The sequence below is a fragment of the Flavobacterium shii genome (assembly GCF_025847235.1).
Classification (GTDB): Bacteria; Bacteroidota; Bacteroidia; order Flavobacteriales; family Flavobacteriaceae; genus Flavobacterium; species Flavobacterium shii.
On the sequence record NZ_JAOZEW010000007.1, the window covers coordinates 163,328 to 188,936 of the forward strand.

A 25,609-nucleotide genomic window follows, 5' to 3' on the forward strand; every position below is an offset into this window, starting at 1 on the left:
GTTTAAAGTTTAAGAGTTTAATGTTTCAAGTTCGGTATGGAACAATTTGAAACATTAGACATTAAACAAATTTTTAAGGTACTTCAATCTCGTTTACAATTTTATTGATGATGTCTACAGAAGTGATGTTCTCAGCCTCTGCTTCATAAGTAATACCTACTCTGTGGCGTAATACATCATGAACAACTGCACGTACATCTTCTGGGATTACATATCCACGACGTTTTATAAAAGCGTAACATTTTGCCGCATTGGCTAAGTTGATACTTCCACGTGGAGATGCTCCAAAACTGATAAGTGGTTTTAAATCAGCTAATTTATATTTTTCAGGATAACGAGTTGCGAAGATAATATCAAGAATGTATTTCTCTATTTTCTCATCCATGTAAACTTCACGAACAGCTTCTTGCGCACGTAAAATTTGCTCTACCGAAACAACAGGATTTACTTTCTCGTAACTTCCTTTTAAATTCTGGCGAATAACAAGGCGTTCTTCATCCATTTTTGGATAGTCAATTACGGTTTTAAGCATAAAACGGTCAACTTGAGCTTCTGGAAGTTGGTATGTTCCTTCTTGCTCAACAGGGTTTTGCGTTGCAAGTACTAAAAACGGACGGTCTAGTTTGAAAGTAGTATCCCCAATAGTAACTTGTTTTTCTTGCATCGCCTCCAAAAGTGCCGATTGTACTTTGGCAGGAGCACGGTTAATCTCATCGGCAAGGACGAAATTAGCAAAAATTGGTCCTTTTTTGATAGAAAATTCATTTGCCTTGATGTTGTAAATCATCGTACCAACAACATCGGCAGGTAATAAGTCGGGTGTAAATTGGATACGGCTGAACGAACCTTGCACTGCTTGAGACAGCGTGTTTATCGCTAATGTTTTGGCTAATCCAGGAACACCTTCAAGTAAAATATGGCCTTGACCGAGGAGTCCGATTAATAAACGCTCGACCATATGTTTCTGGCCCACAATAACTTTGTTCATTTCCATTGTGAGAAGGTCTATAAAAGCACTTTCTCTTTCGATTTTTTCATTGATCGCTCTAATGTCTAAAGTCGTTGTATTTTCTTCCATATAAATATTTTTAAAACCTTGAATTTAATGCCTTACTTTTGAGAGTGCAAATTGAATATTTTTTGAGAAGTAAGATGTTAAAGAATGGTTAAAACTTCGACCAAAGCTCTAATTTTAAGGACGAATTGTGATTCTATTTTTATATTTTTAAGAACTTTGATGATTATGCTTTAGAAAGCGAGATTTATTACTACAAATAATGTTATATTACCATGAGCAAAACGCTATTATCGCCTATAATTGTGGGCACTATGAATTGGGGAGTTTGGGATAAAAATCTAACTCCAAAAGAAATGGAAAACCTAATCCAAGTATGTTTAGAGAATAAAATAACAACTTTTGATCATGCCGATATTTACGGCTCATACACTACCGAAGCCGATTTTGGGAAAGCATTCGCAGCAAGTAAAGTTTCGAGGGAAAAATTACAACTGATCTCTAAATGCGGAATTCAGATGATCGCTGAAAATAGAAATAATAAAATTAAGCATTACGATTATTCAAAATCACATATCATCTGGTCTGTAGAGAATTCGTTAAAGAACTTGAAGACAGATTATTTAGATGTTTTTTTATTGCACCGACCAAGCCCTTTGATGCAAGCTGATGAAATTGCCGAAGCAGTTGAAAAACTTAGAAATGAAGGCAAAATTGTTGATTTTGGTTTGTCGAATTTCACATCTTCGCAGACAGAATTAATTCGCCAAAAAATAGATGTTAGTTATAATCAGGTACAATTTTCGGCTACGAATTATGAACCTATGATCGATGGTAGTTTTGATTATATGCAAACACACGGAATTCGTCCGATGTCGTGGAATCCATTAGGGACAATTTTTAGAGAAGACAACAAACAAACACGAAGATTGAAAAAACTATTGGCAGCATTAGTTTCAAAATATAGTTTAGGTTCTGATACCATTTTGTTAAGCTGGATTTTAAGACATCCTGCAAACATTATTCCGATAGCAGGAACGGTAAACGTTGCAAGGATTCAGTCGTTAATGAAAGCGGTAGAATTAGAATTGGAAAAAGAAGATTGGTTTGCAATCTGGTCAGAAAGTATGGGTGACGATGTGTCTTAGTTTTTAGTATTCAGCTAAATCCATTAAAAAAATATGTGCCACAGATTAAGAACTCTAATGATTTTAATCTGTGGTTAAAAAAATAAAATATCAGAATGAAAAAAACAGCTTTGATAACTGGGGCGACAAGTGGTATTGGTAAAGCCACGGCGCAGATATTGGCCAGAAATAATTATAAAGTTATTCTTTGCGGAAGAAGGCAAGATCGATTAACGGAACTGGAAAAAGAACTTTCGGAATATACTGAAGTGCATACTTTGGCATTTGATGTTCGTGATAAAGAAGCCGTTTTGGAACGTATAAATTCTTTGCCAGAATTTTTTTCTGTTATTGATGTTCTTATTAATAATGCAGGAAATGCACATGGATTGGATCCAATTCAAACTGGCAATTTGGACGATTGGGATGCTATGATTGATATAAATGTAAAGGGACTTTTGTATGTTTCTAAAGCGATTATTCCGCAAATGACAGCAAGAAAATCAGGGCATATTATTAATATTGGTTCAACTGCTGCGAAAGAAGTTTATCCTAACGGAAATGTATATTGTGGTACAAAACACGCTGTTGATGCGATTAGTCAGGGAATGCGAATTGATTTGAATCCTTTTGGGATTAGAGTAGGAGCAATCCATCCAGGAATGGTTGAAACCGAATTTAGTCAAGTACGTTTTAAAGGCGATGCCGATAGAGCTTCGAATGTTTATAAGGGTTTTGATCCGTTACAAGCAGAAGATATTGCGGATATTATTCACTTTGTGGTTTCAAGACCATATCATGTAAATATTGCTGATCTAGTAGTTATGAGTACCGCACAGGCGTCATCAACAATTGTTAAAAGAGATTAATTAGATAATTAGACTTACTTAGATCGTTAGACTAATAGTTTTTTAGATTAATAAATATTACAACAGTCTAAAAATCTATTTGACGAGCAATCCAATAATCAGACAATCCAATTATCTAAGAAGTCTAAAAATCTAACTATCTAAGAAGTCTAAATAAATGATCAATAAGCGCCTTTTAATAAAAAATCTACTCGCACATAATGATGAGAGTAGTTTTTATGATAAAAAGAGGCAGTTGAATTTGCATTCTCGTGAAGGTAAAGCAAAGTTTTTAAAACATATTTGTGCATTGTCAAATTCGAATCCCACGAATAATTCCTATATCGTAGTGGGTGTTGAGGATCATGATAATGAGATTGTAGGTGATGATTTTTTTGATGACAGCCGAATTCAGAATCTGGTCAATGCTTTTCTTGAAAATCCACCTAGAATTCAATATGAAAATGTTCCTTTTCCTAATCTCCCAAAAGATAAGGTGATAGGATTGGTTACGATTAAGCCTAAAAGTAAAACATCTTATTTTAAAAAAGGGATTCATACCATTGTTGCCAATAGTGTTTTTATAAGGCGAGGTAGTAATTCGGTTCCGGTTGAAGGGGAAATTGAGAAAAATTACCAGAATACCGAAACTGTAATCGGAATAGAAAATAATTCACGTAATAGTATTGAATATACTTTGGATGGTGTAATTGATTTTATGAATTTTCGGCATAAAGATATGTCGCCAAAATATAAAGTCTTCAAAGAATTATTTGTGATTTGCTGGGCTGGAGTTCCTAAGCAATCTCGAGATAAAACATTTTTGTCCCGAGTTGATATTGAGTTGATAAATGAACAAATTAAGCTATTTTATTCGGCTCAGGATGTGGTAACGATTACTTACGACGAAGATAGTTTTACTATTCTCGAATATGTTCCTTTAGGATTAAATGATAAAACTAGTTATTATCCGCTTGAGCAGCAAACAATGCATTTTTTTGATAATGGCTACTATAAAATCGATCGTGAAATACTCTTTCAGCCGCCGGAATTTAATCGAAAAATGCTGCATCATATATATAATTCTAACGTAGCATTACTAGTTAAATTACAAAAAGGACAGACTTTGTCGGATCGTGAAGTGGTAGATTTAGAAAATTTACCATCTACTTTTATGATTTGTTATCTTAATGGTTTTGAAGATGCAAAACAAAAATTAATTGATGCAAAATTGCTTTTAAAGCCTTTTACACAAGTATATTTATCTTTTAAAGAAGCTTTACGAATTTTAAGAAAGATGAAATATGATATTTAGTGAGAAAGGTGCTTAGGTTCAAAGAGACAAAGGTTCAAAGGTTTCTGTAGAGACGTAATGCAGTGTGTCTAATTTTTTGTAGATGAGAACCAGTAAGTTTGTCTCGCAAAGGTTTTCCGTAGAGACGCACCGTAGTGCGTCTAACTTATAAAGTTCTACATTTTTAAATTTAAATAAGAATTATTTGAAAACTAAATAATCATTTATTTGAGTATATGGCAACAATAATTCTTTAGGCCCATCTGCATACGAAGCAGCTTCATACGAATTGTAATAAAGTAGAAGTCCATCTTTGGTATAAAAAATATTTAAGGGCAGATTAAATTTTTCATTTTCGAACATTAATCCAGTTGCATTTATACTTCCATTGGTAGGGATTTTATATTTAGTTCGGAATTGTTTTTCGGCGAAAGCCTTGAAATCTTTTTCGCTTTTGAATAATTGATTCGTTGTAATTGATTTACCTGTTTTGGGGTTAAACAACAAAGAACGATATCCTTGGTATCCATGAGCACCACCAGTAAATGTATAATGGTTAATCTTTATATTTAAAATACTATCAGATTGGTATTCTAGATTGCCTTCAACTTTGGCCTCCCAGCCAAACTTATCATCAGGGAATTTTGTGTGCATTTCTTCGTAAGAGTTAATAAAAGAAGCAGTCAAATCATTATAGTCGGTAGATTGGAATGGTTTGTCTCCAAAATAAATAATTTCTTTTAAAACAGAAAATACTTTTTTATTGATACTGTCTGAAATAATTGGGATGTTTTGGGCAATAGGAATTTTTAAGCTAATTTTTGGGCAATTGCTTTTGCAAGGTAGAGTTGATTTCTTTTCGAATGTTTCTTCTTTAAATGAAAGTTCTTTGGAGCAACTTGTTAGAAACAAAAATGTTACGAGTAAAAAAGTATAATGTTTCATCTTAAAAAGTGTTAATTAAATACAAAGGTATTAACTTGTAACTTGATTAAAATAAATTAAAGGGTAAATTTGTAGCGCATTTTAGTGCTTTAAAAATATAAAGATATGAAATTCAATACGAAAGTTATACATGGTGGACAACATCATGATCCAAGTACAGGAGCTGTTATGCCTCCAGTGTATCAAACATCAACATTTATCCAGACAAGCCCAGGACAGCCTCTAGGAGATTATGAATATAGCAGAGCGTCAAATCCAACGAGAACTGCTCTGGAAAATGCTTTGGCAAGTATCGAAAACGGAACACGCGGATTGGCTTTTTCATCAGGATTAGCAGCGACTGATTGTGTTTTGCGTTCGTTTAAAGCTGGAGATGAAATCATAGCAATGGATGATTTATATGGAGGGACATATCGTATGTTTACTCGTATATATAAAGATTCTGGAATAAAATTCCATTTTGTAGATATGAATGATATCGCAAAATTTAAATCTTTGATAAACGAAAATACAAAATTGGTTTGGGTAGAAACACCTACAAACCCGTTGATGAAATTGGCAGACATTCAGGAAATTGCCAAAATTACGAAGGAGAATAAAATATTATTTGCAGTTGATAATACATTTGCAACACCATATTTGCAAAAACCATTAGATTTAGGAGCGGACATTGTAATGCACTCTGCAACCAAATATTTAGGAGGACATTCGGATGTTATTGCAGGAGCTTTAATTGTAAAAGACGAGGCTTTAGGAGAGCAATTGCATTTTCAACAATTTGCTACAGGTGCAACTTTAGGTCCAATGGATAGTTTCTTGGTGTTAAGAGGAATTAAAACACTTCATTTAAGAGTGCAAAGACATTGTGAAAATGGAGAGAAAGTGGTGGAGTTTTTAAATAACCATCCTAAAATTAAAACGGTTTATTATCCAGGTTTGCCAGATCACCCTTTTCATGAAATTGCCAAAAAGCAAATGAAAGCTTTTGGCGGAATGGTTTCTTTTACTTTTACTTCTGGTAAGAAAGAAGACTCGATTGTTTTCTTAGAAAAGTTAAAAGTATTTACTCTGGCAGAGTCTTTGGGTGGAGTAGAGTCTTTGGCAAATCATCCTGCTTTAATGACTCATGCTTCGATTCCTGCAGATAAGAGAGCGGAAGTTGGAATTACCGATGATTTGGTTCGATTAAGTGTAGGTATAGAAGACGCGGAAGATTTAATTGCCGATTTAAAACAAGCATTAGAATAAGATTAATTAAGATATATACAAAAAAACCAACATTTAAGTGTTGGTTTTTTTGTATATATTTAAAAATCTAAGTAATATGCGTATCCAAAGGTAAACCAAACTTGCGCATCGTTGGATTTATTTTCTTTGTAAATTTCTTTGTTTGGGTTTAATCCATCCACCCAATCCGAGTTGTAATATTGGAATCTGGCTTCGAATAATAGGTCATGTAAAGGAGCTAATTTATAATGCACCCCAATTCCGGTAGTAAATGATAAAACGGTTCCGCTTTGGTTTGAAAAACCATGTGCATGACCATCTGATGGAGTTAGGTATTTATAAAAGGTGGTTGCTGGATTTCCTAAAGGTCCTAGTTTTGAACTTGCTTTGGCGTTGTAATAACTAACTTGTATTCCTGCACTTATATAAGGGCTGAATGCACCAATTGTATTTTCGAAATCATGAATTTTCATAAATGGAGAATACTCTAATTGTGTGCCAATATTTGCCAAAGATGTGCTTCCACTCATGGCTTTAAGTTGTATAACACCTATTTTATTAGGGTTGCCATTAACTGTTTCTCCAAAATGATGTAGATTAGTATGACTGTAGGAGATTTCAGAGCGAACTTTAAAATGTTCATTGAAATAAGTTTCATGTTTAGCATTGTACGAAAAGTTTAAAAAATGTACAAGCCCAATTCCAAATCCTGTATTTCCAACATTTGTAGTATAGTTGTTTCTTTGACCGTAATCAGATTTGAAAGATACAGGTCCAGAAATAATACCAATTTCATGTGCTAGTTTAGATTGTGCTACGGTATTATGTAAAAAAGTAAACGAAATTAATAATGAGAGGGCTGTCTTTTTGAACATTAGGTTTAATTTTCTAATCGCGACAAAGATATAAAAACATCATTCAAATCATAAAAAAATCATAAAAATAATATTAGTAAGGAAGTGTGTTGTTTTAACTCTAATACTATAACGTTTTCGTGTAAAACATTGCATCAAAAATATGTATTTTAAAAATTTAGTATTAATAATATAATTCTATCCATAATTTATAAAATATCAACCCCAATTTCTTTATAAGACGTATATTTGTAGAAAATAACAAAAAGCCGCTTTTATGTGAGTTTTCTGTTGTTTGGTTGAGTAAATAATAGAATTAATTTATTTGATAATTTTTTTATAAAATGAAACAAAAAATAAATGAATTTATGGCTCTTGTAGAGTCAAAAAATCCAAATGAACCTGAGTTTATTCAAGCAGTTAGAGAATTTGCCGAAACGGTAATTCCATTTATTGCTGAACAAAAAAAATATGATGGTAAGAACTTGCTTCTTAGAATCGCAGAGCCAGAACGTTCTATAATATTTAGAGTGCCGTGGGTAGATGATAAAGGAGAAATTATTGTTAACAGAGGTTTTAGAATTCAGATGAATTCGGCTATCGGACCATATAAAGGAGGAATTAGATTTCATCATACGGTAAATTTATCTGTTTTAAAGTTTTTGGCTTTTGAGCAAGTATTTAAAAACAGTTTGACAACACTTCCTATGGGTGGTGGAAAAGGAGGTTCTGATTTTGATCCTGAAGGAAAATCTGATGGCGAAATCATGCGTTTCTGTCAATCATTCATGACTGAGTTATGTCGTCATATTGGACCAGACTTAGATGTTCCTGCTGGAGATATTGGTGTTGGAGCCAGAGAGATTGGTTATTTATTTGGTCAATACAAAAGAATTAAAAATGAGTTTACTGGAGTTTTAACTGGAAAAGGAATTGCTTATGGCGGTTCATTAATTAGACCAGAAGCTACAGGATATGGTGTTGTGTATTTCACAGACCAAATGTTACGTACTATCGGACATGAAATTAAAGGAAAAAGAGTTGCGATTTCAGGATTTGGTAACGTTGCCTGGGGTGTAGCTTTGAAGATAAATGAATTGGGAGGGAAGTTGGTAACAATTTCTGGACCTGATGGGTATATCTATGACGAAGAAGGAATTTCTGGAGAGAAAATCGAGCACATGGTCGAAATGAGAGCAAGTGGAAACAATAAAGCTGAGCTTTATGTTAAGAAATATCCAAATGCTCAATTCCATAAAGGAAAAAGCCCATGGGAAGTAAAAGTAGATATTGCTATTCCATGTGCAACACAAAATGAATTGAACGAAGAAGATGCTAAGAAATTAATTGCAAATGGCGTTATATGTGTTACTGAAGCAGCAAATATGCCATGTACACTTGATGCAATAAAACAATTTGTAGGTAAGAAAGTTCTTTTTGCTCCAGGAAAAGCAGCAAACGCTGGTGGAGTTGCGGCTTCTGGATTAGAAATGACTCAAAATTCAATTCGTTTAAACTGGACAAGTGAAGAAGTGGATGTTAGATTAAAAGATATAATGATAGGAATCCATAACCAATGTAAGAAATACGGTGTTGGTGCAGATGGCTACGTAAATTATGTAAAAGGAGCTAATATTGCTGGATTTGTAAAAGTAGCAGATGCTATGCTTGCTCAGGGAGTAGTGTAGTCCTTAAAAATAAAATTAAATGCCTCCATTCGGATTTTCGAATCGGAGGCATTTTTTTATTTATAGCAGAACAAAATTCAAATACTTTCGTTTGTATTATATTTGTGAAACCAATTTTAGGTATAAATAATGGAAAAAAAGTTTTTTTACATCTTGTTCTTATTGTTGATGCAATTAGGTTTTGCACAAAACAAATTGCTGTGGCAAGGTTATTTCTCTTATAACCAGATTAAAGATATTTCAGATTCTCCTGCAGTAATTTATGCAGCTACAGAAAATGCATTGTTTTCTAAAAATATAACGACAAATATAATCAAGACAACAAATACTGTTGATGGTCTTTCGGGGCAAACTATTTCGTCTTTATATCATAGTGAATCGTTTCGTAAAACACTTATTGGATATGAGAATGGATTGATGATAGTTATTAATGAAGTTGATGGAAGTATCGTAAAAGTAGTCGATATCATTAATAAACAACTTCCTGCCAATCTAAAAAAAATAAATCATTTCATGGAATATAATGGAGTAGTTTATGTTTCATGCGATTTTGGAATTGTTCAGTTTAATCTAAAGACATTGCAATTTGGAGATACTTACTTCATTGGAGATAATGGAACTCAGATTAGTGTAAGACAAACTACAATTTTCGACGGATTTATCTATGCAGCTACTAATAGCGGAATAAGAAGAGCTAATAGTACAAGCTCTAATTTAATTGATTACAATCAGTGGATTGTTGTTGCGGCTGGCGATTGGTCTAGTGTTGAAACATTAGATACGGAGCTTATTGCAATAAATTCAGGTGGATATATTCATCGTTACAACTCGAATGCATTTGTTGGTTTTTTACAATTGTCACAAACTTCTACGGATATGCGTGCCAAAAATCATAATTTGTTTGTAACAACCCCAAGTACGGTTTATGTTTATAATAATCAAATGGTTTTGAATCGTCAAATAAAAAATAGCGATGTTTCGACCATACCAGTGAGTTTTACTTGTGCAACTACAGTGGGAAATAATATATATATCGGTACAGATGGGAATGGTCTCTTTTCATCTGCACTTTTAGGTGGAGCTTCAATATTTGAAAACACGATGCCTGCAGGTCCAGTTCGGAATAATATTTTTGCTATAAATGTTACACCAAATTCGCTTTGGGCGGTTTATGGAGATTATAATGTTAGTTATAACCCTTATCCTTTGGATAGCTATGGAATTAGCAAATTTAATGCCGCCGGATGGTTGAATATCCCATATGAAAAAGTACTTCAAGCAAAGTCTATAACAAGAATTATTGTTAATCCTAGTAATGAAAATCAAGTATATGCAAGTTCATTTTTCTCAGGATTGCTAAAGATAGAAAATGATACTCCTTCAATTTTATACAATCAATCGAATAGCGGCTTAGAGACCCTTACTTTTGCGGGTCCCAACTATATTGATGTTAGGATAAATGGAACTGCTTTTGATAAATCAGGAAATTTATGGGTAACCAACAGTTTAATCAAAAATGGATTAAAGGTTTTGAGAACTAACGGACAGTGGCAAATATTTCCTATTAGTACGGTTCTTATTAAACCTGAGGACGCCAGTTTTAGTAATGTAGCTATAGATAAGAATAACACAAAATGGATTGGTTCATATAGAGATGGTGTAATTGGTTTTAACGAAGGTTCAAATACATTCAAAAAGATTACTGTAGGTCTAGATAATGGGAATTTACCAATTGTAGATGTAAGAGCGGTTGCTGTAGATGCTAAAAATCAGCTTTGGATAGGTACAACAAGAGGGCTTCGTGTTTTGAGTAATGTAAATAATTTTCAAACAGAAAATCAACTAAAAACAAATCCTATAATCATAATGGATGATGGTTTGGCTCAAGAATTACTGTATGAGCAATTTATCTCGGCAATTGTTGTAGATGGTGTAAACAATAAATGGATTGGAACCTCAGATTCTGGAGTATTTTTTGTTTCGCCAAATGGTCAGGAAACCAAATATCATTTTACTATAAATAATTCGCCATTACCAAGTAATCAGGTTAATGATATTGGTATAAATAGCGTTACAGGAGAAGTTTACATCGCGACAAACAAAGGGATGGTTTCGTTTAAAGGAATCGCTACCGAAGCCAATGAGAATTTAAACAACGTATATGTATATCCTAATCCTGTACGCCCAGAATTTTCGGGAACGGTAAAAATTGCAGGATTACTCGATAAAGCCAATATTAAAATTACAGATATTGAAGGTAATTTGGTTTACGAAACAACATCTGAGGGAGGAACAATTGAATGGGATACGACCGCTTTTGGAAAATACAAAGTAGCCTCAGGTGTGTATATGATTGTAGTTTCTGCTCAGGACGGAGGAGAAACCAAAGTTAAGAAAGTAATGATTATACGATAGTTTTCAATATCAGTTTTTAGTTTCAGTCTCGGTAATCTGTGCAGAGCTTTTAGTTCTAAAAATCTAAGTAAGTCCAACATATTTTAAGTAAGTCTAAAAAAATCTAAGAAGTTTATTTTGCAAGTAAAAACCAAAGCAATTGTCATTTCGGCTATAAAATTTCAGGAGAAAAGCTTGATAGCTAAATGTTTTACACTTTCTCATGGTTTAAAGACTTATTTTGTACGAGATGCTTTTTCTACTCGAAAATCCAGTCAAAAAATTGCTTATTTTCAGCCTTTGACTATTCTTGAAATTGAAGCGGTTCATAAGAACAAAGGGACGTTAGAAAATTTTAAAGAAATAAAAATTGGGATTCCTTTCCAGACTATTCATACCGACATTGTAAAAAGTACGATTGTAATGTTCTTGTCCGAGATTTTACATTATTCTATCCAGGAAGAAGAGAAGAACGAATCTCTTTTTATTTTCTTAGAAACAGCATTGTTTTGGTTGGATCAGCATGATGAAATCACCAATTTTCATTTGATATTAATGTTGGAAACTACTAAATATTTAGGTTTTTATCCTGATGTTTCAGATGTTGATTTGCCATTTTTTGAGATGAACGAAGGAGTCTTTACGCTTTTTCATGGATTAAGTGCGTTAACAGAGCACGAAACCAATTTGTTTAAGAAGCTTATTGATTTAAAATTCGATAATGATCAAAAAGTCTTTCATGTTATTGAGAGGCAACTACTTTTAAAGATCTTAATCGACTATTATAGTTTTCATCTTGATGGCTTTAAAAGGCCTAAATCACTAGAGGTTTTGAAAGAAATATTTTCTTAAAAACGGACTCCTATTTTTATATATTTGCGTGCGGTAATTTTTTATAAAATTTTGAAAATTTCAATCTTTTATATTTAATTTCTAGCATATTATTCATACTTAACTATAAAACTTTAAAAAAAGGGTCTATGAAGAAAATTACTTTTTCGATTATTTTACTTTTATTAGTAAGCGTTTCAGTCTTTTCCCAAAGGAAATATGATGAAATAATTAAAACAGAGAACAATGTGCAAGACATGGTTCAAAATGAAATTACAGGGATTGTTGTTTTTAAAGAAGGCGGTACTGTAAAGGGGTTAGATCCGGAAACTAAACAAATAGTTTGGACTTTGACCAAAGATGATTTTGGAGCTACTTCAGCAGGAGATATTTTAAGCGATCCTGATTTCGGTAAAGTTTTTAAGGATAAAAGTGCTTTAACAAGCGTAGGTGGAAGCCCTTATGTTGAGGCTTATATTAATAGTAAATATATAATTATTAATACCGACACTGGTAAGATTGTATACAACTCTTCTAAAGAGTCTTTTTGGGTAACTCAATCGGATTTTATTCCAGAAACAGATGAGTATCTGCTTACTTTGAAAAAAGATGGAGATATGGCTATTGCCTTGTTGGATATGAAAACAGGTGAGTTGAAATGGAATACTACTGTTGATAAAGCAAAATCGCTATTTAGTTTCTCATTAAAAGAGTCTGCAAATACAAATATTGCTAAAATAAACGGTTCAGTAATTTATTATTTATTATACGGAAAGTTATATTCTTTTGATAGAAATTCAGGGAAACTAAATTGGAAAGCAGAAGAAGATTACTCAAAATTCTTTTTAACTCAAAATGATAAAAATATAGTTGTAGTTAATAGTAAAGGAATTTTTTCGACTAAACAATACTTGAATGTTTTAAGTACGGATAATGGAAAAAGTATCTGGAAAGAATCTATTAAAACAAAACGTGTTGTTTATTTAGAAGACTGGGGTACAAAATTATTAATTGCACATTATAGTGGTTTTAATTTTTATGATTTAAAAACTGGAGAGAAAATCTGGAAAAAAGATGCTCGTGGAGATGGATTGAAAAGAGTTATTCCGATAGAGCAAGACTTCTTGTATGTTGCAGAGAATGAAATGATGTTAATCAATAAAGATGGAGAAAAACTTTGGAAAAAGTTTATTGAAATTTCAGATGATAAAGAAGATCCGATTTATTATTTAGGGAAAGTTGGTGAAAAAGTAATGTACCTTACAGGGACTTATGGTAACATGGTTGACTATAAAACGGGTGCTAAACTTTGGAAACGTAATATTAAATTTAACAAAGATCGTCCAGTATTACCAACTTATGATGAAGGGACAAATTCATATTTGGTTTACAATGATGAAAAATTATTCAAGTTTGATCCAAGTATAAGCGACAAGCCTGAGCCTTTTGCTAAAGTAAATATCAAAAAAGAAAAAGAATTAAACAGTATCGAATTGTTTCCTTGGGGAGTAGTTCTTTCTGGACCAGTTGAGGTAATGGGGGTTAATATGGATGGAACTGTAAAATACCATTTAACTTATAGCCAACCAGGAGAAACAGGAAGACGTTTTATTAAAGGAGCTTCGATGGTAGGTAGTTTTGCTCTTGGTGCTGCTGCAGTAGGAAGTGTGGTAAAAGGAGGAGAAATAACAATGGAATTCCGTGATCAACAAGGAAATCTTGAATCATCAGTTGTGTTGAGAAAAGAGAATAAAGCTAATATGGCACAAGCAGAAGGTTATGCAGCAGGAGCAGCAGCTTTAGGATTGGTAACTGCTAAATTTGGTTCTCGTTTTAAAGCAATGAAACAAAATAGAGATTTCTCTTATATTTTTGCAAAAGCAGATTCAGGAGAAAAAATGCTTGTAAAAATCAGAAAAGTTGATGGAATAGAGCTTGATAAAATTACTTTTAATAATAATCAACCTCAATACGAAATTGACCCTGCGACACAAAATATTTTTTACGTGTCTGATAAATCTATTCAAATTTTTAATAAGAAATAAAAAATCTTACGGCCATCAGGATTTACTTCTGATGGCCTTTTTTTTGCCTATGAAAAAAATATTACTCTTGGTTACTTTGCTTGTAATTGGTTCAATTCAGGCACAAGAAAAAATAAGCTCAAAAACGAAGAAATTTAAAATTCCGGTAATCAGATATTCAGAATTTCCTGCTCTTGATAATGTACTAACGCAAACGGCTTTTTACCAAATGGATAAATCGCTTCAGGAAGATGAAGTTAATTTAAAGAAGGATTTTTTTAATATTGATGGATTTATAAAAGATCCGGTAAATGGGAAGCTTAAATTTTACTTAACTTTTGCGATGCCCAGATATACCGATACACAAATAGATAGTGTATATAATAAGAAAGAAAATCATTGGACTTATAATGCACGTTCTAATTATTTGACGAATGTGAGGCTAGATGTTAAGTATGGGGATAAAATTTTATTAACTAAGGATTTTGGAGGTTCAGATTACTATTCAATAAGTACAGGAAATAGCATGGTTGCTTTGAAAATTGTGGCCTCAGATCATGATAAAAAAGTAAGAATAGCAGTTAAGAACTCAGATTACAGTAATGTGGGACTTGGGTTTGATAATGTTATCTATAAGGCAGCGATAAGGATTCAGGATTTTTTAAATTATAAATTTGGATATACAAGTGGTATATCTAAAGAAAAGTTTGAATTTGTGACTTCAAAAGCACATTCGGAATACAAACAAATGCTTGCTTTTGAGACAGAAATTACTGCTCAGATGGAGAAAATAACTCTCGAAAAAGGTTTAGACGAGAAATTACTATCGTCGCATTTGCAGTATTTAGAAAGTTTGTTGGTTAAATATCCAGCTTCTTCGGCAAATGAAGATATTCGTTTCATTGTTACGAATAATTTAGCCGAAACTTATTTTTTGCTGGAGAATAAAGAAAAAGCTTTGCAATATGCTAATTTGTTGATTGAAAATGATAAACAAGATTCGAGAGGATCAGCAATTGTAGAAAGAGTGAATAAAGCTTATTTTGCAGATAAAAAAATAAGAAGTCATACCACTCGTTTTGCAGAACTTAAAAAGTTAGGTTTGAAAATTGCTGAAGAAAAAGAAGAATTAAGGCTTGCTTTTTTTGAAAAAATTGATCGTCAGGATGCCGATTGGGAGCAGGAAAAAATTACCAGAACAGAATCTTTGGAAAAGAATAGAATCCAAAGAGACAACATGCTTGATTCTATTGCGTATCAAAGTAATCCGGATTTATTAGCCAAAATAGTTAATAATTTAGGAGGAGTCGAAGCTTTGAAGAAAATAGAAAAGATGCACTTGTTCTCTAAGTTGATGTTGGAAGAAAGCAATGTGGCTCAAACAGAAGAAAGATGGGCAACACAAACAAATTATCTTCTTAAAAAGAAAATGTCCGAGAATTATTATGAAGTCGTAAATGGTCCGGAATCCTGGAGTCATGATGACAGAGAAAGTGGTGTAACGGCAAAATGGAAAAAATTATCTGCAACAGATTATTCAAATCTCTCGGCAAATTTGGATCCTATTAATTTACTTTCGGGATTTAGAATCGATTTATGGAATAAATATGAATTGATAGGAGAAGAAATGAATGGAGGGAAGTTGTGTTATCATTTAACTTATTTCGAGAAAACATTAAATTCAAGTAATAGAACAATTCCAAAATTAGAATATCATGTTTTTATTGATAAAGAGAAATTTAATATAGTTTCTGTTGAAAAAACACAGTTTGAAGATGGGAACAAAAGTTTTTTCGAGAGAAAGACTTTTAAAGATTATAAACAAATTCCAGCTTTGAATAATGGAGCAATTCCGTATATAATTCATTTTGAAATAGAAGATTATTACGGAGATACAGTTTATTACGAACAAAGGGATAAAATAGAAATTAATCCAGTTTTCGGTAATAGGATATTTACCAAAGAAATCTATTTTGGGTCATTTACTAAGTAAGATTTAGTGTTTGAATAACTGGATTGATTTTTTAAATTCGATCGAGATTGAGAGTATTTCCTCTAAAATTGCATTTTATATTTTGCAATTTTAGAGGAAATATTTTCGTTTAATAGTAACTCCCATTTTTGATAAATATGGAATTATAAATGTATTAACAAATTTAATTAGTGAATTGGTGGCTAAAAAAATCAAAATTCCTTACTTTCGCACTTCGATTTAAGAAAAGGATAAAATGAGCACAAAATTTACTGAATACAAAGGACTTGACTTACCTACTGTAGCGTCTGAAGTACTTGATTTTTGGAAGAAAGAAAATATATTTGAGAAGAGTGTAACTACTCGCGAAGGTGCTGTGCCTTTCGTATTTTTTGAAGGTCCGCCTTCTGCAAATGGATTACCGGGGATTCACCACGTGATGGCACGTGCGATTAAAGATATTTTTTGCAGATATAAAACTCAAAAAGGATTTCAGGTAAAGCGTAAAGCTGGATGGGATACTCACGGACTACCTGTAGAATTGGGTACCGAGAAAGAATTAGGTATTACCAAAGAAGATATTGGAAAATCGATTTCTATCGAAGAATATAACGAAGCGTGTAAAAAAACCGTAATGCGTTATACTGATGTATGGAATGATTTGACCGAAAAAATGGGGTATTGGGTAGATATGGAAGATCCATATGTAACTTATAAACCAAAATATATGGAGTCGGTTTGGTGGCTTTTAAAACAAATCTATGATAAAGGTTTGATGTATAAAGGTTATACAATTCAGCCGTATTCTCCAAAAGCAGGAACAGGATTGTCTTCGCATGAGGTAAACCAGCCAGGAAGTTATAGAGATGTAACCGATACAACTGTTGTGGCTCAGTTTAAAGCAACTAATGAGACATTACCAAGTTTTCTTCAAGGATTTGGAGATATTCATATTCTAGCCTGGACAACAACTCCTTGGACTTTGCCAAGTAATACTGCATTAACAGTTGGTCCAAAAATAGATTATGTTTTAGTAAAAACATTCAATCAATATACATTTGAGCCTATAAATGTAGTTCTGGCTAAGAGTTTAGTTGGAAAACAGTTTAGTAAAGGTTTCTTTGAAAGTAATGAGATTGCCGATTTTGAAAATTTCAAAGAAGGAGATAAAAAAATTCCATATCAAGTACTTATCGAAGCAAAAGGGTTGGGTCTAGTTGGTATTCGTTATGAGCAATTATTGCCTTTCGTATTACCTTATCAAAATCCTGAGAATGCTTTTAGAGTAATCTCAGGAGATTTTGTTACTACCGAAGACGGAACAGGAATTGTGCATACTGCACCAACATTTGGAGCAGATGATGCTAAAGTAGCAAAAGAAGCTAAACCGGAAGTTCCGCCAATGTTGGTATTGGATGAGAATGGAAACCCAGTTCCTTTGGTAGATTTACAAGGGAAATTCACTTCGCATGTAGGTGAATATGCCGGTAAATATGTAAAAAATGAATATTATGACGAAGGTACAGCTCCGGAACGCTCTGTAGATGTAGAAATTGCTATTCGTCTTAAAGAAGAAAATAAAGCATTTAAAGTAGAGAAATATGTCCACAGTTATCCACATAGCTGGAGAACAGATGAGCCTTTATTATACTATCCTCTTGACTCGTGGTTTATAAAAATCACCGATGTTAGAGATGAAATGTTCGATCTTAACGAAACGATTAACTGGAAACCAAAAGCAACTGGAGAAGGTCGTTTTGGGAATTGGTTGAAAAATGCCAATGATTGGAATTTATCACGTTCTCGTTATTGGGGAATTCCATTGCCAATATGGAGAACTGAAGATAAACAAGAAGAAATTCTTATTGGTTCGGTAGAAGAATTGTACAATGAAATCGAAAAATCGATAACAACTGGTTTTCAAAAAGAAAACCCGTTTAAAGGTTTTGAAATCGGAAATATGAGCGAGAGCAATTATGATTTAATCGATTTACATAAAAATATAGTAGATAAAATTACTTTGGTTTCTCCATCTGGAAAGCCAATGGAGCGTGAAGCAGATTTAATTGATGTTTGGTTTGACTCTGGTGCTATGCCTTATGCACAATGGCATTATCCTTTTGAAAATAAAGATAAAATTGATGAGAATAAAGATTTTCCAGCCGATTTTATTGCCGAAGGTGTAGATCAAACACGTGGATGGTTTTATACTTTACATGCTATCGGAACATTGGTTTTTGATAAAGTAGCTTATAAAAATGTTGTTTCAAACGGATTGGTTTTGGATAAAAACGGACAGAAAATGTCTAAACGTTTGGGGAATGCAACAGATCCATTTAAAACATTAGCAGAATTTGGTCCAGATGCAACACGTTGGTATATGATTTCGAATGCAAATCCTTGGGATAATTTGAAATTTGATATTGAAGGAATTGCAGAGGTTCGCCGTAAATTCTTTGGGACATTATATAATACCTATTCATTCTTTTCGTTGTATGCTAACATTGATGGGTTTAAGTTTGCAGAAGCAGAAATTCCACTAAACGAAAGACCAGAAATTGATCAATGGATTATTTCGGAATTGAATACATTGATAAAAGATGTTGATGGCTTTTATGCCGATTATGAGCCAACTAGAGCTGCTCGTGCAATATCAGACTTTGTACAGGAGAATTTAAGTAATTGGTACGTTCGTTTATGTCGTCGTCGTTTTTGGAAGGGGGAGTATGCACAAGATAAAATAGCTGCATATCAGACACTTTACACTTGTTTGTTAACTGTAAGTAAATTAAGTGCTCCGATAGCTCCGTTTTTCATGGACAAACTTTACAGAGACTTAACAACTTCGACACGGTCAGAAAATTACGACAGTGTACATTTGGCGGAGTTTCCAAAATACGTTGAAAACTTTGTTAATAAAACGTTAGAAAGTAAAATGCAGAAGGCGCAGACGATCTCATCACTAGTTTTATCACTCCGTAAAAAGGAGATGATTAAGGTGCGTCAACCTTTGCAAAAGGTAATGATTCCAGTACTTGACGATAATCAACGTAGTGAAATTGAGGCAGTTTCTGAGCTTGTAAAAGCAGAGGTTAATGTTAAAGAAATAGTTCTTTTGGATGATGCTTCTGGTGTTTTGGTGAAACAAATTAAGCCTAATTTTAAGGCATTAGGACCGCGATTTGGTAAGGATATGGGATTGATTTCCAAGGAGATACAATCTTTTACTGCGCAACAAATCAGTCAGTTAGATAAGGAAGGTTCTCTAGATATTGTTATTGCAGGAAATAATGTAACTTTATCATTAGAAGATGTCGAAATAACGTCACAAGATATCGAAGGTTGGTTGGTTGCAAATTCAAACGGAATAACAGTTGCGCTTGATATTACAATCACGGAAGAATTGAAAAATGAGGGTATCGCAAGAGAATTGGTGAATAGAATTCAAAATATCCGTAAAGATTCTGGATTTGAAGTTACCGATAAAATAAGGGTACAAATAAAAAGAAGTGGTATATTAGAAAATGCTATTCTTAAAAACGAAGACTATATTAAGTCTGAGACATTAACAGATAGCTTGGTTTTCTTAGACGAATTGGAAAGCGGCATAGAAATTGAGTTTGATGATATTAAAACAATGATATTAATTTCAAAATAAATATAATATGGTAGATGAAATTACAAGATACTCTGACGCAGATTTAGCGGAATTCAAAGAGATCATTTTGGGAAAAATACAAAAAGCACAAGCAGATTTAGATTTGATCAAAAGTGCTTACATGAACGATTTAAATAATGGTACAGATGATACATCGCCAACATTTAAAGCATTTGAAGAAGGAAGCGAAACTATGTCCAAAGAAGCAAACTCACAGTTGGCTATCAGACAAGAAAAGTTCATCCGCGACCTTAAAAATGCATTGTTCCGTGTAGAAAATAAAACATATGGAGTTTGTAAAGTAACAGGGAAATTAATCGGTAAAGAAAGATTAAAAATTGTTCCTCATGCTACGATGAGTATCGAAGCTAAAAACTTGCAACGATAAAATTTTAAATAAATAAAGCGCTCCTGAAAAGGGGCGTTTTTTTTTGCTTAAAAAACCAAAAGAGTAATTTCTTAGGAAGAGGTAGAAAGGTAGTCGATTTGGAGTGTTGAAAGATTTTTGTTTAATAAGAATTAAAACTGCCCCAGTAAAAAGGCAGTTTTAATTAAGAAATCTCAGTAAGATTAGGCTAGATTTTTTTCTAAATCTGCTTTGTGTTTTCTCAAAACCGCTCTTGTCATTCCTAAGTTGGCTTTTGTAGAGTCTGCGACTAGATAAACCATAAACTTGTTGTTAGGCGAAATGTCAATGATGTGAATTTGGGAGGTAAGGGTGATTAGGATGTCCTCAATGTCTTGTTTTAAATTTAGTGCCTTTACAGCGCTTAATTTTGCTTTAACTACTTCAAGATTGTACGCAGATGCAAGCTCAGGATCAAAGGTTGAATCAATACTGATATTGCCGTAGCTTAATCCTGTTTCGATTTCGGTTACGGCCACAGCTATAAAACCATTCACATTTGTTTTCATGTCGTTTAGGAAAACATTTAAAAAGTCGTTACTCATAATTTTGGGGATTATTGATTATTAATTATTTTAAAAGATTGATTTTGCTTAGTTGTGTGGATAGTTCATCTATGTTACGCAAAAACAATCCGAGGTTGCTTCCGTCATTAGAAAAGACAATTACACTGTGAGAATTGTTTATTTTGTTAATTACGGCTACTCCATCGGTAGTTTTTAAATACAATTGCTTCAATAAGCCCTTGTCTAGGTCTGTTAGGAATTTGTCGCTCATAGATAAAATAGCATCGCTCATTGCTGCAACGCTATCGCTATAATCTAAGTGCAGTGAGGAGATTAATTTACCTTTTGTGCCGGATATTAATGCAGATGTTGATTTTGTCTGAATTAGAAACTCATTTAAGATAGTAGTGATTTCATTCATTTTGTACAGATTTGGGGAATTGTTAAAAAATAATTGATAGCGCTAATTTAATCAAAAATAAGTAGCTTTTAAGTGTATTATCTCGTTAATTTTATTGACAAATATAAAATTTTTATGTATTATTGTAAGGCAAAACAAGAACCTTAATCAAATATTAATTTAAGATAATATACCATGGCTAAAGTATTGAAATTTAAAGATGTGAAATCGGATGTTGATAATAGAATGAAGGATTTTGAGAAGATAAGGATTAAGTTAAATGTTGCCCGGGCAAAAAACACACGGAATAGTATGGTTAAAACCGGAGATGGGAAAAAGGAAACGAAAGGGCTGTTTAATTCTATTTCAAGTTTCTTTTTGGAGGGGTCAAAACCGGTTAGATATAATGATAAAAAATAATGAGGCTATTTTGTTACAAAATAATTAACGCTCCCAATGGAGCGTTTTTTTTGATTTAATTGTTACTTTTGCGCCAATAAAAAATTATAAAATGTCATTACGAAAAGCATATTTACTTATTTTCATCATATTACTTATTGATCAGGTTTCAAAAATTTACATTAAAACCAATTTTGTTTTAAGTGAGGAAGTAGAAGTTTTTAAATGGTTTAAAATTCTTTTTATTGAAAATGAGGGAATGGCTTGGGGTACAAAAATTCCAGGAGAATATGGCAAATTAATTTTGACGGTTTTTAGAATTTTCGCTGTTTTTGGTATTGGATATTGGTTGTATGATTCAAGTAGAAAAAATAGTTCTAGTTATCTAATTATTGCGATTGCATTAATTATGGCTGGAGCGGCTGGAAATATTATAGACTCTGTTTTTTACGGCGTTATTTTCGATGATAGTTATAATAATCTGGCAACATTGTTTGCTCCGGAACATTACGGAACATGGTTTCATGGTAAAGTAGTTGATATGTTGTATTTTCCGATTTGGGAAGGGAATTTGCCAACTTGGTTGCCAATATGGGGTGGAGAGTCATTTAAGTTTTTTAATGCAATTTTTAATTTTGCCGATATGGCAATTTCTACAGGTGTTGGGATTTTAATTGTTTTTAATAAAAAAGCATTTAATAAGCACTAATAATTTTACTTCATAGAATTTTAGTTTTTTGCAACCGATAGTTCTCGGGATGTTTTATTTTTACAGTTCGAAAACTAAAAAAAAATGCAAAGACCTTCCTTTTCTATATATGACGCATCTGCAGGTTCTGGAAAAACATATACTTTAGTTAAGGAATATCTTAAAATTATTCTTTCGGCTCCTAAAAACGATGCGTATCGTAATATTCTTGCGATTACCTTTACTAATAAGGCTGTGCATGAGATGAAAAGCCGAATTGTAGGTAGTTTATCTGAGTTTGCCAAAGAAGAGCCTTCAGCGAAAGCGATGGATTTAATGGAAGATCTGGCTCGTGAAACAGGGCTTTCTATCATTGAATTAAAAACAAAATCTAAAAGTATCATTAAGCATATTATTCATAATTATGCGGCTTTTGATATTTCTACTATAGATAAATTTACCCATAAAGTTATTCGTGCTTTTGCGCATGATCTTAATTTGCCGATGACTTTTGAGGTAACTTTAGATACCGAAAATCTTCTAATTGAGGCGGTAGATGCAATTATAGCGCAAGCGGGTCAAGATGAGACTTTAACCAAGTTGTTAATTGATTTTACGATGGAGAAAACCGACGATGATAAAAGTTGGGATGTTTCTCGCGAAATTCTTGAAACGGGGAGGTTAATTCTAAATGAAAATAATCGAAATGAAATAACTCATTTTCATGATAAATCTATTGGGGAGTTTGTTGAGATAAAAAACAAACTTAAGGTTTTATGTAAGGAGTTAGAAGAAGAAAATACAGTTCTTGCTGCGAATGCCATTTCCTTGATTGATAAAATTGGAATAGATTTAAAGTCATTTTCAAGAGGAACCTTTCCGAATCATCTTGAAAGTATTCGAGATGGGAAATTCAATCCTAAAAATAAAACATTTCATGAGTTTGATGATATAGCAATTAATAAAACGGCCAAAGACAGGGCTTTAATTGAGAATATCATTCCGGAATTGCTTCAGATTCTGGATAAGATTTATAAGAATTTCGAGAAAAGAGATTTTTATAAAGCATTTCTAAAAAATATTACACCACTTTCATTATTAAATACGGTGAGTAATGAATTGGAGAAGATTCAAAATGAACAAAACGTTTTGTCAATTTCGGAGTTTAATGCTATAATTCACCGTGAAATTCAAAATCAACCGGCACCATTTATTTATGAACGTTTGGGAGAAAGATATCGTCATTTTTTTATTGATGAATTCCAGGATACTTCCGAAATGCAATGGCAGAATTTAATTCCGTTAATTGATAATGCGCTTTCTGGACAAGATGATTTTGGAGAGAAAGGTACTTTGATGATTGTGGGAGATCCTAAACAATCTATTTATCGTTGGAGAGGAGGAAAGGCTGAGCAGTTTATAGAATTAAGTAAAGATTTAAATCCTTTTAATAATCCAGATAAAAAGATAACACATCTAGATACTAATTACCGTAGTTATAGTGAGGTTATTGATTTTAACAATGGATTTTTTAAATTAATGTCATCTGAGTTTGATAATGCTGATTATAAAGATTTGTATGAAAATCATAGTCATCAAAAAACAAATTCTAAGAAAGGTGGGTATGTGAATATTTCTTTTCTCTCTGTAATTGATAAAAATGATCAGATTGATGAGGAAGAGGCTCTTGAAAAAACAGATTTACATGTTTTGGCTACTTTAAACACTATTCAGAAAGTTCTACGTGAGGGATTTGAATATAAAGATATCGTTATTCTAACTCGTAAAAGGGGTCAGGGTATTGCTGTGGCTAATTATTTAACGGAGCAAAAAATCCCACTTTTATCTTCGGAGACATTAATGATTCAAAATGCAACTGAAGTTCGGCTGATTATTCATTTGTTGAAGTATCTGAATAACAATGCAGATTTAGAAGCGAAAGCTAACTTCTTGTATTTTTTGGCGATAAATGAAGAAAATGAAATTCCGGCTCATGATTTTATAGCGCAAGGAATGGCTGAGAGGAATGAAAATACTTTCGAAAAATGGTTAGAGAGATTTGATGTTTTGCTTTCATTTGAAGACATTCGAAAAAAATCACTTTATGAAGCGGTGGAGACTATTATCTCAAAGTTTGTGCGACCGGTATATAATAATGCCTATGTGCAGTATTTTCTTGATATTGTTTTAGAACGAGATATTAGAAATCAAGCAGGTATTTCGGATTTTTTAATTTTTTGGGATAAGAATGCCGAGAAATTTAGTATTCCGTCCCCTGAAGGGAATAATGCAGTTCGAATTATGACTATTCATAAATCAAAAGGACTGGAGTTTCCAGTAGTAATTATGCCATTTGCAGAAGAGGACTATAGTCGTAAGCCAAAAGATAAGTTGTGGTTAAATGCCGAGGAGGCAGATTTTGGATTGCCTAAAGTTCTTATCGATAATAGTAGTGCGGTGGCAGGTTTTGGAGAGGATGCTGCTGTGGTTTTTAATTCTAAAAAGCAAGAAGAGTTGCTGGATAATATCAATGTTTTGTACGTAGCTCTTACGCGTGCTGAAGAGCAATTGTATGTGATTTCTCAGGAAGTAAAGCCTAAAAAAGATGGTGAATTCCCTAATAATATGGCATCTTTTTTTATTAAATATTTAATGGATAAAGGGGTTTATGATGAAGGAAAGTTGGAATATGAATTTGGAAACCCAGCTAAGCTGTCTGTTACGCATGAGCATTTGTCTTTGATAAAAACGATACCGCTCGTTTCTGAGGTTTTAAACCCTAAGAGTATTAAAATAGCCCAACGTGAAGCCTTGATGTGGGGAACGCATCAGCAAGAAGCCATATCTTATGGGAATGTCATTCATGAAATCTTGGCTTTTGTAAAAGATAAGTCGGATGTTGATTTGGCAATTGTAAAAGCAATAGAGGGCGGATTGATTACTTTTGATCAAAAGGCTATAGTTTTAAAAACAATTCAGGAAATTGTAAATCATCCGGAAATTAGTGTGTGTTTTGAGGGGGATAATAGAGTTTTGAATGAAGAAACAATTATTCAAAAAGATGGAAAGACTTTAAAACCAGATAGAGTTGTTATTACTCCAAATCGAGATGCTTATTTGCTGGATTATAAAACAGGTTTGAGTAATCCTAAATATAAACGACAAGTTGAAGAATATCAGATTGCTATTGAAAATATGGGTTATAAAGTGTTAAAAAAAGCATTGGTGTATATAGGAACCGATATCGATGTAGTAAATTTGTAGAAAAATTAGTCAGGTGTTAAAGCTTTAGTTTTATATAACTTGTTAAAATTTAACATATTAAAAAAATAA

General features: G+C 32.8%; 19 protein-coding genes. 14 read left to right on the forward strand and 5 right to left on the reverse strand.

Going from position 1 to position 25,609, the window contains the following annotated elements:
- Positions 1 to 73: 73 nt before the first annotated feature.
- Positions 74 to 1,078, reverse strand: a complete 1,005-nt coding sequence (locus tag OIU83_RS08940) for an AAA family ATPase (RefSeq protein ID WP_264205909.1) — start codon at positions 1,076 to 1,078, stop codon at positions 74 to 76.
- Between the two features lie 212 nt (positions 1,079 to 1,290).
- Here OIU83_RS08940 and OIU83_RS08945 point away from each other — a divergent pair, with 212 nt between their 5' ends.
- From OIU83_RS08945 to OIU83_RS08955, 3 genes are all read left to right on the forward strand, one after another.
- On the forward strand, positions 1,291 to 2,163 hold the full coding sequence (locus tag OIU83_RS08945; protein WP_264205910.1) for an aldo/keto reductase: 873 nt from the start codon (positions 1,291 to 1,293) through the stop codon (positions 2,161 to 2,163).
- A gap of 95 nt (positions 2,164 to 2,258) precedes the next feature.
- Positions 2,259 to 3,011 (forward strand): SDR family NAD(P)-dependent oxidoreductase, encoded by a 753-nt coding sequence (locus OIU83_RS08950; RefSeq protein WP_264205911.1) that lies wholly within the window; start codon positions 2,259 to 2,261, stop codon positions 3,009 to 3,011.
- A gap of 157 nt (positions 3,012 to 3,168) precedes the next feature.
- Positions 3,169 to 4,305 (forward strand): ATP-binding protein, encoded by a 1,137-nt coding sequence (locus tag OIU83_RS08955; RefSeq protein WP_264205912.1) that lies wholly within the window; start codon positions 3,169 to 3,171, stop codon positions 4,303 to 4,305.
- A 180-nt stretch (positions 4,306 to 4,485) separates the two neighbouring features.
- Here the strand turns inward: OIU83_RS08955 and OIU83_RS08960 are convergent, their stop codons facing one another.
- Positions 4,486 to 5,229, reverse strand: a complete 744-nt coding sequence (locus tag OIU83_RS08960) for a DUF3298 and DUF4163 domain-containing protein (protein ID WP_264205913.1) — start codon at positions 5,227 to 5,229, stop codon at positions 4,486 to 4,488.
- Between the two features lie 105 nt (positions 5,230 to 5,334).
- On the opposite strand from OIU83_RS08960, the gene OIU83_RS08965 reads away from it, so the two are divergent.
- Positions 5,335 to 6,477, forward strand: coding sequence for a cystathionine gamma-synthase (locus OIU83_RS08965; RefSeq protein ID WP_264205914.1), 1,143 nt, complete (start codon positions 5,335 to 5,337; stop codon positions 6,475 to 6,477).
- A 59-nt stretch (positions 6,478 to 6,536) separates the two neighbouring features.
- Here the strand turns inward: OIU83_RS08965 and OIU83_RS08970 are convergent, their stop codons facing one another.
- Positions 6,537 to 7,331 carry a THC0290_0291 family protein gene (locus tag OIU83_RS08970; RefSeq protein WP_264205915.1) on the reverse strand — a complete coding sequence of 265 codons (795 nt, stop codon included), beginning with the start codon at positions 7,329 to 7,331 and terminating at the stop codon, positions 6,537 to 6,539.
- 323 nt (positions 7,332 to 7,654) lie between these two features.
- Between OIU83_RS08970 and gdhA the strand changes: the two genes are divergently transcribed.
- The 7 genes from gdhA (at position 7,655) to OIU83_RS09005 (ending at position 20,265) form a co-directional block, all read left to right on the forward strand.
- Complete coding sequence (gene gdhA, locus OIU83_RS08975) at positions 7,655 to 8,998, forward strand: NADP-specific glutamate dehydrogenase (protein WP_264205916.1); 1,344 nt, start codon at positions 7,655 to 7,657, stop codon at positions 8,996 to 8,998.
- Positions 8,999 to 9,127: 129 nt separating this feature from the next.
- The gene (gene porZ, locus OIU83_RS08980) at positions 9,128 to 11,413 is read left to right on the forward strand and encodes a type IX secretion system anionic LPS delivery protein PorZ (protein WP_264205917.1); all 2,286 of its coding nucleotides are present in this window, start codon (positions 9,128 to 9,130) and stop codon (positions 11,411 to 11,413) included.
- Positions 11,414 to 11,530: 117 nt separating this feature from the next.
- Entirely contained in the window at positions 11,531 to 12,244 is a 714-nt protein-coding gene (gene recO / locus OIU83_RS08985; RefSeq protein ID WP_264205918.1) for a DNA repair protein RecO, read from the forward strand.
- 128 nt (positions 12,245 to 12,372) lie between these two features.
- Positions 12,373 to 14,268 (forward strand): PQQ-like beta-propeller repeat protein, encoded by a 1,896-nt coding sequence (locus tag OIU83_RS08990; protein WP_264205919.1) that lies wholly within the window; start codon positions 12,373 to 12,375, stop codon positions 14,266 to 14,268.
- Positions 14,269 to 14,317: 49 nt separating this feature from the next.
- Entirely contained in the window at positions 14,318 to 16,240 is a 1,923-nt protein-coding gene (locus OIU83_RS08995) for a hypothetical protein (protein WP_264205920.1), read from the forward strand.
- A gap of 235 nt (positions 16,241 to 16,475) precedes the next feature.
- Complete coding sequence (ileS, locus tag OIU83_RS09000; protein ID WP_264205921.1) at positions 16,476 to 19,877, forward strand: isoleucine--tRNA ligase; 3,402 nt, start codon at positions 16,476 to 16,478, stop codon at positions 19,875 to 19,877.
- Positions 19,878 to 19,884: 7 nt separating this feature from the next.
- Positions 19,885 to 20,265: a TraR/DksA family transcriptional regulator gene (locus OIU83_RS09005; protein WP_082001802.1), complete on the forward strand. Its 381-nt coding sequence runs from the start codon at positions 19,885 to 19,887 to the stop codon at positions 20,263 to 20,265.
- A gap of 182 nt (positions 20,266 to 20,447) precedes the next feature.
- Here OIU83_RS09005 and OIU83_RS09010 read toward each other — a convergent pair whose 3' ends face one another.
- Entirely contained in the window at positions 20,448 to 20,828 is a 381-nt protein-coding gene (locus OIU83_RS09010; protein WP_264205922.1) for a hypothetical protein, read from the reverse strand.
- A 25-nt stretch (positions 20,829 to 20,853) separates the two neighbouring features.
- On the reverse strand, positions 20,854 to 21,210 hold the full coding sequence (locus OIU83_RS09015) for a roadblock/LC7 domain-containing protein (protein ID WP_264205923.1): 357 nt from the start codon (positions 21,208 to 21,210) through the stop codon (positions 20,854 to 20,856).
- A gap of 174 nt (positions 21,211 to 21,384) precedes the next feature.
- On the opposite strand from OIU83_RS09015, the gene OIU83_RS09020 reads away from it, so the two are divergent.
- The 3 genes from OIU83_RS09020 to OIU83_RS09030 all read left to right on the forward strand — a co-directional run bounded on the left by OIU83_RS09020 (position 21,385) and on the right by OIU83_RS09030 (position 25,540).
- The gene (locus OIU83_RS09020) at positions 21,385 to 21,609 is read left to right on the forward strand and encodes a hypothetical protein (protein ID WP_264205924.1); all 225 of its coding nucleotides are present in this window, start codon (positions 21,385 to 21,387) and stop codon (positions 21,607 to 21,609) included.
- Positions 21,610 to 21,700: 91 nt separating this feature from the next.
- Complete coding sequence (locus OIU83_RS09025; RefSeq protein WP_264205925.1) at positions 21,701 to 22,297, forward strand: lipoprotein signal peptidase; 597 nt, start codon at positions 21,701 to 21,703, stop codon at positions 22,295 to 22,297.
- 84 nt (positions 22,298 to 22,381) lie between these two features.
- Positions 22,382 to 25,540: a UvrD-helicase domain-containing protein gene (locus OIU83_RS09030; protein WP_264205926.1), complete on the forward strand. Its 3,159-nt coding sequence runs from the start codon at positions 22,382 to 22,384 to the stop codon at positions 25,538 to 25,540.
- Positions 25,541 to 25,609 lie beyond the last annotated feature (69 nt).